Source organism: Marinicauda pacifica (assembly GCF_004793635.1).
Taxonomy (GTDB): Bacteria; Pseudomonadota; Alphaproteobacteria; order Caulobacterales; family Maricaulaceae; genus Marinicauda; species Marinicauda pacifica.
Genome location: NZ_SRXV01000002.1, coordinates 1 through 14,386 on the forward strand (window position 1 = coordinate 1; position 14,386 = coordinate 14,386).

A 14,386-nucleotide genomic window follows, 5' to 3' on the forward strand; every position below is an offset into this window, starting at 1 on the left:
TCGCCTTCATCGCCGTCGCCAGAAAGCTGCTCATAACCCTCAACGCCATCGTTCGAGATCAAAAACCCTACCACCCGTAAACACAGTTGCCGGGTCTCGCTTTGCTCGCCCGGAATGACGAGGGTTTTGGTTCTTAAAAGCGATCAGACATGCTCTTTCCCAGCGAAAGCTGGGACCCAGAGAGCGTGGAGTGCCGTCATCCGATGACGCCGCCCCGTCCTCCCCTGGGTCCTGACTTTCGTCAGGAAAGAGAGAAGGATCGGATGACGCGCTCGTTCCGCAACGAAGCTAGAACCCGGAAAACGCCGCGAACTCGTCGACTTCGGCGCGTTTTGAACGCAGCTGGTTGACCGGAGCGTCGGGGTCGCCATGGCCCAGCGCCATGCCGCAATAGACGATGTAGGGCGCTTCGATCCCGAGCACCTCGGCGACCGTTCGCGCGCGCGGGCTCCAGGCTTCCTGGAAGCAGGTGGCAAGGCCCGCCTCTTCGGCGGCGAGCGCCAGGCTCATCATGAACATGCCCAGATGCGCCCACTGGCCGGGGCCCATGCGCTCGTCGATGGAGAAGAAAATCCCGACCGGCGCGCCGAAGAACTCGTAATTCTTCATCAGCTGGCCGAGCCGGGCCATCTTGTCGTCGCGCGGGATGCCGAGCAGCTCGTACATGTCCTCGCCGAGGCGATGACGGCGCGAGCGATAGGGCTCCCAGAGCTTTTCGGGATAGACGCTGAACTCGCTCTCATTGGCGAACGGGTCCTTGTCGAGGCTGGCCTTCACCGCGTCGATCACGGACTGGCGCGTCTCGCCGGCCACCACATGGACTTTCCACGGCTGGAGATTGCCGCCCGAGGCCGACCAGCGCGCGGTTTCCAGAAGGGCGCGCACCTCGGCCTCGCTCACCGGCGTGTCGAGGAAGGCGCGGGTGGAGATGCGCGATTTCAGGGCGTCGGAGACGCTGCCGGCGCGCGCCATCAGATGGAGAAGCTCGTGCCGCAGCCGCAGGCCGCGACGGCATTGGGATTGTGGATCTTGAACGAGGCGCCGATCAGCTCGTCGACATAATCGATCTCGCTGCCTTTCAGGAAATCGACGCTGAGCGAATCGACCAGCACGGTCGCGCCGTCGCGTTCGATCTTCACATCGTCCTCGCCGATCTCGGTCTCCATGCCGAACACGTAGGAGAAACCCGAACAGCCGCCGCCGACGACCGAGACGCGCAGATAGTCGGCGGTCTCGCTCTTCATGATCGCCTTGATCTGCGCGGCGGCGCTCTTGGAGAGCGTGATCGCTTCACCGGTTTGGGCCGGTGCGTCCTCGACCTGGGTGCTCATCGGTCCTGGTCCTGTTTCCGTTTACGCATGTCCTGATATATGGACGTTTGTCCGCCCGGGCGAAAGTCCCCGACCGAGAAAGAGGCTGCCATGACCGCCACGCTCGCGCCCTATGCCTGCAATCCGGCTCACAGCCGGGGACGCCATTACCGGCAGGACGAGAGCGCCATGCGCACGCCCTTCCAGCGCGACCGCGACCGGATCATCCATTGCAGCGCCTTCCGCCGGCTGAAGGAGAAGACGCAGGTCTTCGTCGCCCACGAAGGCGATTACTACCGCACCCGCCTGACCCATTCGCTGGAAGTCGCCCAGATTGCGCGCACGCTGGCCCGCGCCCTGAAAGTGGACGAGGACCTGGCCGAGGCCACCGCGCTGGCCCACGATCTGGGTCATCCGCCCTTCGGCCATTCGGGCGAGGATGCGCTGGCCAGCCTGATGGAAGGCTATGGCGGGTTCGACCACAATGCGCAGACGCTGCGTGTCGTGACCCAGCTGGAAAAGCGCTATCCGCAATTTGACGGGCTCAATCTCGCCTGGGAGACGCTGGAGGGCGTGGTCAAGCACAACGGTCCGCTGCTCGCGCCGGGCGAGGACGGGGCCAAGCTGCCCTGGGCGATCCGCGCGTATGAGGACTGGAAGGGGCTGGAGCTCGATCACTGGACCTCGATCGAGGCGCAGATCGCGGCGCTGTCCGACGACATCGCCTATAATAATCACGACATTGACGACGGGCTGCGCTCCGGGCTTCTGAGCGTCGAGCAATTGATGGACGTGCCGCTGGTCGGCGATGTGTTCCGCACCTGCCAGGCGCGCTATCCCGGCCTGACCGGCGACGTGCTGATCCACGAGGCGGTGCGCGAGATGATCGGCCTGATGGTGTCCGACGTGCTGAGCGAGACCCGGCGGCGCATCGAGGAAAGCGGGATCGACAGCCAGGCCAGCGTGCGCGCGCAGGGCGATGCGATCGTGGCGTTTTCCGACGACATGACCGAGCGCCTCGCGGGGCTGCGGCGCTTCCTCTATGCCAACATGTATCTGCACTACAAGGTGAAACGGGCCAAGGAGAAGGGCAAGCGGATCGTGCGCGACCTGTTTACCGGCTTTCTGGACGATCCCGGCCTGTTGCCGACCGAGTTTCACCCCGAGACCGACGGCGCGCGCGGCCGGCAGACCGCGCGGACCGTGTGCGATTATATCGCCGGGATGACCGACAGGTTTGCCGTCTCCGAACACCGCAAACTCTTCCATGTGGAAGGCTGGGGCTGACGGGGCGCACAGCTTGCGTCAAATTGAGTAGAGTGTGCGGGGTCGCGCCTTGACCGGTGCGATTCGCGTCATCGCCCCTAACTGTCAGGTGAACACGCCCATGTCCGACGACGAGCCCAAGCTCGGAGCCTACGCGCCGCCCCCCGAGGACTATGACACGTTCGACGCGCGCGACGGCGAACCGGAACGCCGCGGCCCGATCCTGCTGATCGCCGCAGTGGCGGTGCTGGTCCTGTTCGCGGCGCTGGTGTGGAACGCCTACCGGCTTGGGGTACGCGAACGCGGCGAGGCGCCGGTCATCGTGGCCGAGGACGAGCCCTACCGCCAGCGTCCCGCCGACCCCGGCGGATACGAGACGCCGGGTCAGGACATCGAGGCCTATGAGCTGCGCTCCGGCGAGTCGCGCGAGTCCGAGACCGCCGGTGTGCGCCCGGGTCCCGAAGAGCCGGCCGCGCGCGACACTGAAACCGAAACCACCGAGCTGCCCGAGGTGCGCATCGAATCGGTCGATGCCGACCGGATCGATGCCGGGGACGAGCCCGCCGCGATCGAGCCGGCGCCCGAACCCGAACCGGAAGACGAGGCTCCGGCCCGCGCCGAGCCCGAGCCCGCCCCGGCGCGCGAAGCTCCCGCCCCGGCCGCCGGAACCCATGTCGTCCAGATCGCCGCCTTCCGCTCCCGCGCCGAGGCCGAAGAGGGCTGGATCGCTTTCACCTCGCGCTTTCCCGAGCTGGCCTCGGGGCGCTCGCCCTCCATCGTGGAGGCCGATCTCGGCGATCGCGGCATCTATTACCGCCTGCGCATTGCCGGGTTTGACAGCCGGGATGCGGCCACGCGCTATTGCACGACCCTGTCCGCGCGCGGACAGGACTGCCTGGTGGCCGCACGATGAGTGTGAGCGCCGCGCTGTACGGGCTGCAGGGGCCGGAGCTCCTGCCGGGCGAGAAGGCATTCTTCCGCGACGCCGACCCGTGGGGCATCATCCTGTTCGGGCGCAATGTGGACCGGCCCAAACAGCTCGCCCGCCTGTGCGCGAGCCTGCGCGACGGGCTGGGCCGCGACCTGCCCATCTTCATCGACCAGGAAGGCGGACGGGTGCAGCGCCTGAAAGCGCCGACCTGGCGCGCCGCGCCGCCCGCGGCCCGCTTCGGCGAGCTGTGGGACCGCGACCCGGAGCTGGCGATCGAGGCGGTGCGCCTGAACCATATCCTGCTGGCCGCCGAGCTGAAGGATGCCGGCATCGATGTCGACTTCGCGCCGTGCTGCGACCTTCAGATCGAGGGCGCCGACGCAGTGATCGGCGACCGGGCCTTCCATGCCGACCCCGATCCGGTCTCGGCGCTGGCGACCGCGGCGCTGGACGGATTGCGCGACCAGGGCGTGGCCGGGGTCATCAAGCACATTCCCGGCCATGGCCGGGCCGATGCGGACAGCCATTTCAAGCTGCCCGTCGTGCGCACGCCGGCCGACGAGCTGCGCGAGACCGATCTGGCCGCCTTCAAGGGCGTGTCCGGCGCGACCATGGCGATGACGGCCCATGTCGTGTTCACCGCGTTCGACGCCGAGCTTTGCGCCACGCTGTCGCGCACGGTCATTGCCGACATCATTCGCGGCGAGATCGGCTTTGACGGCCTGCTGATGAGCGACGACCTGTCCATGCAGGCGCTCGACGGATCGCTGCGCCAGCGCGGAGAGGGGGCGGCCAGAGCGGGCTGCGAGATCCTCATGCACTGCAATGGCGACATGAAGGAAATGGTCGAGATCGCCCATGCCGCGCCGCGTCTGGACGGGCAGGCCAAGGAGCGCGCCATCGCCGCCGAAGCCGAGCGGGGACCGCGCGCGGCCCACGATACACGGGAGCTGACCGCGCGCCTGGAGGGTTGCTTCCGCGATGCTGGACTGGAGCCGCCCGCCCCGTGAGCGATCTGTTCGAGGAAGATGTCCGCTTTGAAGCGAGCGAGGAGGCGCGCGAAACCACGCAAGCCTTCATCGTGGACATTTCCGGCTGGGAAGGCCCGCTCCACCTGCTGCTGCACCTGGCGCGCAAGAACAAGGTCGACCTCGCCCAGATCTCCATACTCGAACTCGCCAACCAGTATCTGACCTTCATCGAGGAGGCGCGCGACCGGCGTCTCGACATCGCGGCCGAATACCTCGTCATGGCCGCCTGGCTCGCCTATCTCAAATCGCGCCTGCTTCTGCCCAAGCCGCGTCCGCTGGACGATGAGCCCGAGCCTGAAGAACTCGCCGCGGCCCTCGCCTTCCGCCTGGCGCGCCTGGACGCCATGCGCGCGGCAGCCGGTGCGCTCTACCAGCGCGCCCTGCTCAATCGCGACGTCTACGATCGCGGCCAGCCTGAAGGCATACGCTCGGTGCGCGCGCCCCGCTTCGAGGCCGAGCTCTACAACCTTCTCAAGGCCTATGCCTTCAAGCGCGAGAAGCAGGCCTTCGCCACCTACCGGCCCGAAAAACCGCGCGTGTACAGCCTGGAGCAGGCGCGCCAGCGCCTCAGCCTGATCGCCGCGCGCCTGGGCGGCTGGGAGAGGCTGGACACCCTGCTGCCCGATATCGGCCAGCTGGGGCGCAATGCGCCGCCGGCCCAGTCGGTGATGGCCTCCTCGCTGCTGGCTGCGCTGGAAATCACCAAGGACGGGGAGGCGGAGCTGCGCCAGGAGGCGACCTACGCCCCGATCTACATGCGCACCGGGCCGGGCCATCCGGCCGGACCGGTCCCCGGCGAGGAGGCGTCATGAGCGAGGACGACACGCCGGACGATATGCCCGACGGGACTCAGGACGAGACCTCCGAGGGTCCGCCCGCGAGCAAGCCGGACAACGATCCGATCGGCGCGGCGATTGCCGGTCTGCGCCGTCAGGCCGAAGACCGGCCGCGCGGCGATGGCGGCCCGCCCGGCGTGCGCCTGACCGTGGACAACGAGATCGAGGGCCAGCGCCGGCTCGAAGCCCTGCTGTTCGCCGCCGAGGAGCCGCTCGATCTGGAAACGCTGCAGACCCGGCTGGGCGGCGGCTTCGATGTCGGCGCGCTGCTGACGGGATTGCAGGCGAAATATGCCGGGGCGGGCGTCAATCTGGTCGAGGTCGCGGGCAAGTGGCGCTTCCAGACCGCCGAAGACCTGCAACACCTCTTGCAGTTCAGGCGCGAGGAGCCGAGAAAGCTGAGCCAGGCCGCGCTCGAGACGCTGTCCATCATCGCCTATCACCAGCCGGTCACGCGCGCCGAGATCGAGGACATTCGCGGCGTTGCCGTCTCCAAGGGGACGGTCGACCTCCTGTTCGAGCAGAAATGGGTGCGCCTGCGCGGCCGGCGCCGTTCGCCCGGCCGCCCGGTCACCTACGGCACGACCGACACCTTCCTGGAATATTTCGGCCTGCCCTCGCTCGGCGATCTGCCGGGCGTCAGCGACCTGAAGGCCGCCGGCCTGCTGTCCTCGCGCCTGCCACCCAATTTCGACATGCCCGACCCCGGCCGCATCGCCGCGCTGGAAGAAGACCTGTTCGAGGACGACGCGGACGCCGCCAACTTCCATGTCGACTTCCTGGACGAGGACGACACACCGGAGGCGTGAGCGGAAGGTGCCGACGGACCCCACGCGCTGAAATCCCGGGCGGCGCGAAGCGCAGGCCTGAGGAGCCGGAGAGAATTGGCGCTCGCCCTCCGATGCTTCGAGGCTCGCTGCGCTCGTACCTCAGCATGAGGGAAGCGGCTGGGAAGAACGTCTTATTCTAGTACCATGATCTGATGTCGCCCTCCTCCCTCACCCTGAGGTGCCCGGCTCTTTGCCGGGCCTCGAAGGGTCGGAGGACGCCCGCCCGCCGCGCCGCCGGGACAGCGCCTGTATCAGATCAACGTCGCCGCGGATCAGCGCGTCCTTCTTGGCCCGCGTCCAGCCCTTGATCTGGCGCTCGGCAGCGACTGCGTCTGCGATGCGCCCGAACCAGTGCGACCAGACCAGCTCGACCGGCAAGCGCCGGCGTGTATAGGCGCCTCCCTCACCGGCGTCATGCTGGACGATGCGGCGCGCAAGATCGGGACCGCGATGCGATCCGGCATAGAAGCTCCCGTCCGCGCACCTCAGGATATACACCCACGCAATTACGGTGCTCGGTGTCCTGGCCGCCATCCCATGCGGCGCCTGCCCTCCGATGCTTCGAGGGCCGCTGCGCGGCCACCTCAGCATGAGGGAGGCGGGCGGGTTCGGCAATATGGCTTCGGCCTGAAGCCATTCGATCTGGAGCCCACACTTGATGTCGTCCATCCCCCTCACCCTGAGGTGCCCGGCTGAAAGCCGGGCCTCGAAGGGTCGGATGACGTGCACCCATGAGCAACGAACCGCACCTGCCATCCGATGCTTCGAGGCTCGCTCTGCTCGCACCTCAGCATGAGGGGAGTGGATTGGTTTTAAGCTCTTGACAGAATTTAGATAATTACCCGATGTCAGCCATCCCCCTCACCCTGAGGTGCGAGCTCCGCGAGCCTCTAAGGGTCGGAGGACGGCCTCCCCGGCCTAAACCCCTCAGCTCGCCATCAGCTGGTCGGCGGCTGCTCTGGCCGCTTCGGTGACCTGGGCGCCGGAGAGCATGCGGGCGATTTCCTCGCGCCGTTCGCCGGCTTCAAGCGCCCGCACGCGTGTGCGCACCGTGTCGCCGTCTTCGCTCTTCTCGATCTTCCAGTGGTGGGCCGCGCGCGCGGCGACCTGCGGCGAGTGGGTGACCACCAGGGCCTGGCCCTGTTCGGCCAGGCGCGACAGGCGTGTGCCGACCGCGTCGGCGACCGCGCCGCCCACGCCCTGATCGACCTCGTCGAACACCATGACCAGACCGTCCTGCTGACCGGCCAGGCAGACTTTGAGCGCCAGTGCGAAACGCGACAGCTCGCCTCCCGAGGCGATCTTGTCGAGCGGGCCGAAGGGCGCGCCGGGATTGGTGGAGACCTCGAAGGCGACGCTGTCCCAGCCCTTCGCGCCGGGCCGGTCCTCGCTCGCCTCGACCGCGACGCGGAATTTCGCCTTGTCCAGTTTCAGCGGGCCGAGCTCGGCCATCACCGCCTCGCTCAGCGCGGCCCCGGCCTTGATGCGCGTGGCGCTGAGCGCGCGCGCGGCCTCGCCGTAATCGGCCTCGGCAGCCTTGAGCGCGGCCTCGGCCTCCTTCAGCCGGTCGTCGGCATGCTCGATCGTGTCGAGCCGCTCGGCCAGGCGCGTGCGCAGGCCTGGCAAGAGCTCGACCGCGACCGAATGCTTGCGGGCCGCAGCGCGCAGGGCAAACAGGCGTTCCTCGACACTTTCCAGCCGGCCCGGCTCGACCAGGAAGGCCGCACCGGCGTCGGACAACGCATCCTCGGCCTCGTTGAACTCGATGAGCGCGCGATCGAGCGCCGATGCGGCCCGGTCGAGGGCCGAGCGCGCCGTCGCGGAGGCGGTCAGGGCATTGCCGGCCCCATCGCGGTCCTCGCCATCGTCCTGCCCACCCGCCTCGTCCGCGGCGGCCTCGTCTTCGTTTCGGCCCAGCGTGTCGCGGACCCGCTCGAGACCGCGCAGCGCGCCGTTCAGCCGCCCGGCCATACCCTCGCCGCCGGACAGGATGTCCGATGCGCTCTGCAACTCGGACAGGGCGGCCTCGGCTTGCTGGAGGAATTTTCGTTCGCTTGCGAGCGTCACCTCTTCGCCCTCGCGCGGATCGAGCTCGTCCAGCTCTTCCACCGCCAGGCGCAGGAAGTCCTCTTCGCTCGCCGCCCGGTCGCGGGTCTCGCGCAGGCTGTCGACGCGGTCACGCGCTTCGGCCAGGCCGGTCCAGGCGGAGGCGACCTTGCGCCGTTCGGCATCGTTGCGCGCGAATTCGTCGAGCAGGCCGCGATGGGTCTTGGGGTCGAGCAGGCCGCGCCCGTCATGCTGGCCGTGAATCTCGACCAGCACATCGCCCAGGCTGCGAAGAAGGCCGACGCTGGCCGCCTGATCGTTCACATGCGCACGAGATCGTCCGTCGGCGGTCACCACACGGCGCAGGATGACCGGCTCGCCCGGTTCCGCCGCGATGCCCGCCTCGTCCAGCAGCGCCAGGGCGGGATGGTCGCCGGCAATCTCGAAAACCGCCGTCGCCCCGCCCTGCTCGGCGCCGCTGCGGACCATCGCCCGGTCGGCCCGGTCGCCGCAGGCGAGACCCAGCGCCCCCAGCAGGATGGACTTGCCGGCCCCGGTCTCGCCGGTCAGCGCGGACAGCCCCGCGTCGAACTGCAGGTCCAGCCTGTCGATCAGGACAATGTCGCGAATGGACAGCGAGATCAGCATCGCCCGACGGGCAGCTCCTGGAAAAAGCGTCTAGCCGAAGATCCGGTCCATGGCCCGCCGGATGAGGCTCGGGTCCTGTTCCTCGAGGCCTTCACCCTCGATGGCAATGCCGCGCGAGGTCAGCAGGTCGTAGCTGTTCTGATACCAGTCCGAACCGGGATAGTTATACCCGAGGACAGCGGCGACCTGGCGCGCTTCGGTATCCACCCCCAGGGCGACATAGCTCTCCACCAGGCGGTGGAGCGCCTCGGGAACATGGCTCGTCGTGGGGTAGTCGCGAAGCACGTTCTGATAGCGGTTTATCGCAGCGAGATAGTACCCGCTTCGCATATACCAGCGGCCCACGCTCATTTCTTTACCGGCGAGGTGGTCGCGGGTCATGTCGATCTTGACGCGCGCATCCATGGCGTAGGGGGAGTCCGGATAGCGGCGCACCACCTGCTGCAGGGAGTCGAGCGCATTGCGGGTGGTCGACTGGTCGCGGCCCACATCGAAGATACGCTCGTAGTGGGATAGCGCGATCAGATAATAGGCATAAGGCGCGCTGGCGTTACCGGGGTGCAGGGCGATGAAGCGCTCCGCGTCCGAGATCGCTTCTTCATACTTGTTCGCCTGATAATTGGCGAAGGCGGCCATGAGCATGGAGCGGCGCGCCCACTCGGAGAAGGGGTGCTGGCGCTCGACCTCGTCGAAATAGGCCGCCGCGCGGTTGTAGTCGCGCCGCTCGAGATGTTCGAAGCCTTCATTGTAGAGCATCTCGACCGGTTGCTCGACATATTCAAGCTCGGGTTCGGACGTGCTGCCGCAGGCCGAGGCCAGCATGAGAATGGCGGTGAATAATCCGGCGCGGACGGCGAGCGTCATCAATTCAGTCCTCTTCGGGCACGCAAGGCGAACGACCGGCGCACACTACCGGTTTTCAAGCGTTTCGCATCAACTGAAATGTCTTCTACCCGATCCCGACGCCCGGCAAAAGCACCGCGTCAGGTTTGCGCGATCCGGTCGCTACGCGCGGCAATGTCGCGCATCGACACCCATTTCCACGCGGTGGTGTCGGCCAGCAGGGTGCGGACGGCCAAGGCATTGATTCCATGGCCGGGACGGGTCGCCTTGTAGAGGCCGAGAATGGGCGCACCGGCAAGATACAGGTCGCCCAGCGCATCGAGCGCCTTGTGGCGTACAAACTCGTCGGCAAAGCGAAGGCCGCCGGGATTGGCCACCTTGCCGTCCTCGAGCACGATCGCATTGTCCATGGAGCCGCCGCGCGCCAGTCCGGCCTTCAGCAGCATCTCGTATTCGCGGCGGAAGCCGAATGTGCGCGCCGGAGCGACCAGCGTCCCGAACGCATCGGGCGTGACCTCGAAGGCGAAACGCTGACGGCCGATTGCCGGATCGGGAAAATCGATTTCGACATCAATGCTTTGCTGCAAGGACGGCAGGAAGGCCGCCTCGCGTCCGCCATCGGTCACGCTGACCGGCTTGAGCACCTGAATCGCCCGGCGCGGCAGGGGGTGATTGGCCAGTCCTGCACGCAGGGCCAGATCCACGAACGGGGCCGACGAACCGTCCATCGCCGGAACTTCCGGGCCGTCCAGTTCGATGTGAAGATCGTCAATGCCGAGGCCGGCCAGGGCCGCCATCAAATGCTCGACCGTCGCGATCGATGCACCGTCATCATTGACCAGCGTGGTCCCGAGATCGGTCGAGCGGACACGGTCGTATCGCGCTTCGATGAGGGTATTGTCGAGATCGAGATCGGACCGCTCGAAGACGATGCCGGTGCCCGGCTTGGCCGGGCGCATCGCCATGCGGACGCGTGCGCCGGTGTGAAGGCCAATCCCGGCGCAGACTGCGGCGGAGGCAAGCGTGGTCCGTTCAATCATGAACTTAAATCTCTATCGTTTTGAAATCCGGACCTTTTTAGGCGATCCGAACTGGTATTTGCCCCTCATTAATCACGCAACCTAATGATCGCGCTACACTTCGCAATTAAAGGAATGTTGCACCATGTTACGAAACGGGACGGGCGCCGGCCGCCCCCCGGTTCACCGTTTCGGGCCAGCGTTCTGGAACAGGATGGCGAGCGCATCGAGATAGCGCTGCCAGGCCTCCCGGCCCTCCGGCGTCATCCGGACCGTCGTCAGGGGCTTTGAGTCGACGAATTGCTTATCGATTCCCACGTAGCCGGCGGCCTCCAGCTTCTTCAGATGGATGGAGAGATTCCCGTTTGTGGTCTCCAGCGCCTTGGCCAGTTCGGCAAAACTGGCAGACGATTGCTGGGACAAATAGGCCATGATCCCCAGACGGATACGACCGTGGATCACCTCCTCCAGCGCATCGGGACGCAGCCCCTCCACTAGCTGGCATCCTCTTGCTCGAGATATTCCGGCTCGTTCAGGAGAAGGCGAAGCCCGGGGAGCACCGCGACAAGCAGGATCACGGCGCTGAGCGCGAGGTAGAGCACCGCCGTGCCCGCCAGCAAAGGAACGCATGCGGCGAAGGCAAAGGATGCCCAGGCAGGAATGCGCATCCAGGTCAGTCCGGAGGCCGCCGATGTTGCCAGAAAGGCCGCCCCGTAAAGGGCCAGGGCCACGGCCGCGATAAGGTCGAACAGGATCATGTTGCGTCCCAGGGCCGTGACGGCGACCACGACGCCCGCCACGAAGATGAAAATCCCGAGGCCCGCGCCCTTCCAGATCTCGCGCTCGACCACATTGCCGATGGACGCGACGCCGGGCTTGCGCCCCATGCCGCGCGACAGAATCACCGTGCCGGCAAATCCCAGCACGCCAAAGGCCGGCCAGAGGATGCTGATGGCCCAGACCGGCACGCCTGCAAGCTCCGAAAGGATCGTGAAATGAGCAAGATAGGCAAGGGTGAGCAAGCCGCCCCACAGCAGCAGGAAACGGCCGCCAAGCAAGGGGGCCCGCGAGGCGCGCTCCGTCATGGCGCGCACGAAGGCGAGATCGGCCTGGGCCTGGGTTCTGGTGTCTTCTGTCACGGGCATCCTCCTGGATGGTGAAAGCAACCGGTGGGCCGAAGCCCACCAGTCATAACAGCTTATTGCGGGTAGTGGACATCCAGTGAGACGTCGGCGCCCTGTCCCCTCAGGTCCACCGCGACGTCTTCAAAGCTTGGCGGGCCATCTGCGAGTTCGCCGGACATTGCCCAGCCATCGAGCGGCCAGCCGCTTTCTGCGCGGTCGAATGTCCCGTTGCCGTCATCGTGCCAGACAGAGACGGCGTACTGGCCTTCCGGCAGATCGTAGGTAAAGGAATGCGTGCCCGGCTCCGGGGACTGGACAATGCTGCCTTCCACGCCCTCGTCCTGCATGAATTGTTCCTCGGTCTGGACCGAGACATAGAGCGGGCCATCGCCCTGAACGCCGTTGACCTCGATGGTCAGGGGCGCGCCGTAAGCCGTCGCAGTGAAGGCAAGGCTGGCGGCAGTTGCGGTCAGAATGGCTTTCATCTCGTTTCTCCTCTTTTACTCGGCGCTCGAAGCGCTCGGGACTCAAGATCGATGACGCTTCATCGACAACAAGTTTGTATTTTAAACTTACTATCGGTGTCAACTCGATTCCCGAATCCGGCTTCGATCGCGGAATCTCCAGTGCCTGAACGCGAAAACCCCGCGCCTTTCGGCGCGGGGCTCTCGATTTCATTCAAATCGTGGTGGCGCGGCTCAGTTCGCCTGGCGGCGCAGGAATGCGGGGATTTCCAGCTCGCTCTCATCGATTTCCGCACCGAAAAGGTCACCCGTTCCGTCCCGGTTCTGGGGCCGCGGCTGGGCAGCCTGATACCCGTGCGAGGGGGAGGACTGCTGCGGGGGAGAAGCCGGGCGCGGAGCCTCGGGGCGCTGGGGAGCGATCCGGGCCTGGGGCGCAGGAGGGGTTTGCTTCGGCTTGGCGCGACGTCCGAAAATGGACAGGCCGAGGCGGGGCTTCTCTTCAGCCGGCTGGGCCGGAGCGGTAGAGGCTGACTCGCGCGCCTGGTGGTGCTGGGGCGCGGACTCATAATGGTTGGTTTCCGCCGGACGACGCATGTCGCTCGCGGCCTGCTCCAGGCGCTCGCGGCTCCGCACGACTTCAGGCTTGGCCTCTTCGCGCATGGTGAAGCTGTCGGGTTCGCTGACCACATGATCCATTGCGGACACGGTACGCTGCTCCACCGCTTCCACCGGATCGATCGACCGGGCTGACGTCCGCTCGACTTCCACGTTGCCGCGTTCTACCGGGCTTTCGTTCACGGCCACGGCGTCGGCAGCGCGCCGAACCAGCGGCTCGGATTGGCGCTGAGGCCGGGATTCCCGTGATTTCCAGGCGTTGACGACGTTGCCGCCCGACTGCTGGCGGCGCGGATCGGGCTGTGCGATCGTCTCCTGATCGATGCCGGTGGCCACGACCGAAACACGAATCGTGCCTTCCAGGCTCTCGTCAAAGGTCGAACCGACAATGATGTTTGCGTCCGGGTCGACTTCATCGCGGATCTCGTTCGCCGCCTCGTCGACTTCGTACAGCGTCATGTCCATGCCACCGGTGATGTTGATGAGCACGCCCTTGGCGCCCTTCATCGACACATCGTCCAGTAGCGGGTTGGCGATGGCGGCATGCGCGGCCTCAATGGCGCGCTTCTCGCCGGACGCTTCGCCTGTCCCCATCATCGCCTTGCCCATCTCGTTCATCACCGTGCGGACGTCGGCGAAGTCGAGATTGATCAGGCCGGGCATGACCATCAGGTCGGTGATGCCGCGAACGCCGGAATGCAGGACCTGGTCAGCCATCGAGAACGCCTCGGCGAAGGTCGTCTTCTCGGTCGCGATCCGGAACAGGTTCTGATTGGGAATGATGATCAGCGTGTCGACATGCTGCTGCAGGCGCTCGATCCCGGCTTCAGCCAGACGCATGCGGCGGGTGCCTTCGAAGTGGAAGGGCTTGGTCACGACGCCGACGGTCAGGATGCCTTGTTCGCGCGCCGCGCGGGCAATGACCGGCGCCCCGCCGGTGCCCGTCCCGCCGCCCATGCCGGCCGTGATGAAGACCATGTGAGCGCCTGACAGGTGCTCGAGAATGTCACCGATGGAGTCTTCGGCCGACTGCTCACCGACCTCAGGACGTGCCCCCGCACCCAGTCCTTCGGTGATCTGTCCGCCCATCTGGATGCGCCGATCCGTGCGCGAACGCGAAAGCGCCTGCGCATCTGTGTTGGCGACGACGAAATCGACCCCTTCCAGATTGGCATCGATCATGTTGTTGACGGCGTTACCGCCTGCACCACCAACCCCGAAGACGAGGATTCGCGGTTTCAGTTCGGTCGGCTCGGGGGCAGACAGGTTGAGCGACATTTGCGGGGGTGCTCCATTGACCAACGGTCAAGCTTAACAGCTCGTTTCGTGACCAATGTGAATCTGCTTGTTTAATCGAGAGTTAAACAAACATGGCGCCGAAGTGGCGAAACCCAGAACACTACAGGAACATCCTGATAAAAGC

At 66.2% G+C, this 14,386-nt stretch carries 15 protein-coding genes; 5 read left to right on the forward strand and 10 right to left on the reverse strand.

Going from position 1 to position 14,386, the window contains the following annotated elements:
• Positions 1 to 288: 288 nt before the first annotated feature.
• Positions 289 to 972 (reverse strand): nitroreductase, encoded by a 684-nt coding sequence (locus tag E5162_RS06460; RefSeq protein ID WP_135944165.1) that lies wholly within the window; start codon positions 970 to 972, stop codon positions 289 to 291.
• Positions 972 to 1,331, reverse strand: a complete 360-nt coding sequence (erpA, locus tag E5162_RS06465; RefSeq protein WP_135944166.1) for an iron-sulfur cluster insertion protein ErpA — start codon at positions 1,329 to 1,331, stop codon at positions 972 to 974. The genes E5162_RS06460 and erpA overlap by 1 nt, the downstream gene beginning before the upstream one ends.
• Before the next feature lie 90 nt (positions 1,332 to 1,421).
• Here erpA and E5162_RS06470 point away from each other — a divergent pair, with 90 nt between their 5' ends.
• The 5 genes from E5162_RS06470 (at position 1,422) to scpB (ending at position 6,183) form a co-directional block, all read left to right on the forward strand.
• Positions 1,422 to 2,597: a deoxyguanosinetriphosphate triphosphohydrolase gene (locus E5162_RS06470; protein WP_135944167.1), complete on the forward strand. Its 1,176-nt coding sequence runs from the start codon at positions 1,422 to 1,424 to the stop codon at positions 2,595 to 2,597.
• 100 nt (positions 2,598 to 2,697) lie between these two features.
• Positions 2,698 to 3,489: an SPOR domain-containing protein gene (locus E5162_RS06475; RefSeq protein WP_135944168.1), complete on the forward strand. Its 792-nt coding sequence runs from the start codon at positions 2,698 to 2,700 to the stop codon at positions 3,487 to 3,489.
• Positions 3,486 to 4,517: a beta-N-acetylhexosaminidase gene (gene nagZ / locus E5162_RS06480; protein ID WP_135944169.1), complete on the forward strand. Its 1,032-nt coding sequence runs from the start codon at positions 3,486 to 3,488 to the stop codon at positions 4,515 to 4,517. Before E5162_RS06475 ends, nagZ begins: the two co-directional genes overlap by 4 nt.
• A complete protein-coding gene (locus E5162_RS06485) occupies positions 4,514 to 5,350 on the forward strand; it encodes a segregation and condensation protein A (RefSeq protein WP_135944170.1) in 837 nt (278 codons plus the stop codon). Before nagZ ends, E5162_RS06485 begins: the two co-directional genes overlap by 4 nt.
• Positions 5,347 to 6,183 carry an SMC-Scp complex subunit ScpB gene (scpB, locus tag E5162_RS06490; protein ID WP_233342049.1) on the forward strand — a complete coding sequence of 279 codons (837 nt, stop codon included), beginning with the start codon at positions 5,347 to 5,349 and terminating at the stop codon, positions 6,181 to 6,183. The genes E5162_RS06485 and scpB overlap by 4 nt, the downstream gene beginning before the upstream one ends.
• 189 nt (positions 6,184 to 6,372) lie before the next feature.
• Here scpB and E5162_RS06495 read toward each other — a convergent pair whose 3' ends face one another.
• The 8 genes from E5162_RS06495 to ftsZ form a co-directional block, all read right to left on the reverse strand.
• Positions 6,373 to 6,873 carry a GIY-YIG nuclease family protein gene (locus E5162_RS06495; RefSeq protein ID WP_233342050.1) on the reverse strand — a complete coding sequence of 167 codons (501 nt, stop codon included), beginning with the start codon at positions 6,871 to 6,873 and terminating at the stop codon, positions 6,373 to 6,375.
• Between the two features lie 258 nt (positions 6,874 to 7,131).
• Positions 7,132 to 8,898, reverse strand: a complete 1,767-nt coding sequence (locus tag E5162_RS06500; RefSeq protein WP_135944171.1) for a DNA repair protein RecN — start codon at positions 8,896 to 8,898, stop codon at positions 7,132 to 7,134.
• Between the two features lie 30 nt (positions 8,899 to 8,928).
• A complete protein-coding gene (locus E5162_RS06505; protein ID WP_135944172.1) occupies positions 8,929 to 9,762 on the reverse strand; it encodes an outer membrane protein assembly factor BamD in 834 nt (277 codons plus the stop codon).
• 119 nt (positions 9,763 to 9,881) lie between these two features.
• Positions 9,882 to 10,781: a UDP-3-O-acyl-N-acetylglucosamine deacetylase gene (gene lpxC / locus E5162_RS06510; protein WP_135944173.1), complete on the reverse strand. Its 900-nt coding sequence runs from the start codon at positions 10,779 to 10,781 to the stop codon at positions 9,882 to 9,884.
• Positions 10,782 to 10,943: 162 nt separating this feature from the next.
• The gene (locus E5162_RS06515; RefSeq protein ID WP_233342051.1) at positions 10,944 to 11,255 is read right to left on the reverse strand and encodes a winged helix-turn-helix domain-containing protein; all 312 of its coding nucleotides are present in this window, start codon (positions 11,253 to 11,255) and stop codon (positions 10,944 to 10,946) included.
• On the reverse strand, positions 11,255 to 11,899 hold the full coding sequence (locus E5162_RS15030; RefSeq protein ID WP_233342052.1) for a hypothetical protein: 645 nt from the start codon (positions 11,897 to 11,899) through the stop codon (positions 11,255 to 11,257). Before E5162_RS15030 ends, E5162_RS06515 begins: the two co-directional genes overlap by 1 nt.
• Before the next feature lie 59 nt (positions 11,900 to 11,958).
• Positions 11,959 to 12,369 carry a DUF2141 domain-containing protein gene (locus E5162_RS06520; protein ID WP_135944175.1) on the reverse strand — a complete coding sequence of 137 codons (411 nt, stop codon included), beginning with the start codon at positions 12,367 to 12,369 and terminating at the stop codon, positions 11,959 to 11,961.
• A gap of 213 nt (positions 12,370 to 12,582) precedes the next feature.
• Positions 12,583 to 14,241, reverse strand: a complete 1,659-nt coding sequence (gene ftsZ / locus E5162_RS06525; protein ID WP_135944176.1) for a cell division protein FtsZ — start codon at positions 14,239 to 14,241, stop codon at positions 12,583 to 12,585.
• Positions 14,242 to 14,386: the final 145 nt, after the last annotated feature.

What these genes read in the sequence shown, in the direction of transcription:
- E5162_RS06460 (WP_135944165.1), bottom strand. Translation starts at nt 972, where the DNA reads ATGGCGCGCGCCGGCAGCGTCTCCGACGCCCTGAAATCGCGCATCTCC.
- erpA (WP_135944166.1), bottom strand. Translation starts at nt 1,331, where the DNA reads ATGAGCACCCAGGTCGAGGACGCACCGGCCCAAACCGGTGAAGCGATC.
- E5162_RS06470 (WP_135944167.1), top strand. Translation starts at nt 1,422, where the DNA reads ATGACCGCCACGCTCGCGCCCTATGCCTGCAATCCGGCTCACAGCCGG.
- E5162_RS06475 (WP_135944168.1), top strand. Translation starts at nt 2,698, where the DNA reads ATGTCCGACGACGAGCCCAAGCTCGGAGCCTACGCGCCGCCCCCCGAG.
- nagZ (WP_135944169.1), top strand. Translation starts at nt 3,486, where the DNA reads ATGAGTGTGAGCGCCGCGCTGTACGGGCTGCAGGGGCCGGAGCTCCTG.
- scpB (WP_233342049.1), top strand. Translation starts at nt 5,347, where the DNA reads ATGAGCGAGGACGACACGCCGGACGATATGCCCGACGGGACTCAGGAC.
- E5162_RS06495 (WP_233342050.1), bottom strand. Translation starts at nt 6,873, where the DNA reads ATGGACGACATCAAGTGTGGGCTCCAGATCGAATGGCTTCAGGCCGAA.
- E5162_RS06500 (WP_135944171.1), bottom strand. Translation starts at nt 8,898, where the DNA reads ATGCTGATCTCGCTGTCCATTCGCGACATTGTCCTGATCGACAGGCTG.
- E5162_RS06505 (WP_135944172.1), bottom strand. Translation starts at nt 9,762, where the DNA reads ATGACGCTCGCCGTCCGCGCCGGATTATTCACCGCCATTCTCATGCTG.
- lpxC (WP_135944173.1), bottom strand. Translation starts at nt 10,781, where the DNA reads ATGATTGAACGGACCACGCTTGCCTCCGCCGCAGTCTGCGCCGGGATT.
- E5162_RS06520 (WP_135944175.1), bottom strand. Translation starts at nt 12,369, where the DNA reads ATGAAAGCCATTCTGACCGCAACTGCCGCCAGCCTTGCCTTCACTGCG.
- ftsZ (WP_135944176.1), bottom strand. Translation starts at nt 14,241, where the DNA reads ATGTCGCTCAACCTGTCTGCCCCCGAGCCGACCGAACTGAAACCGCGA.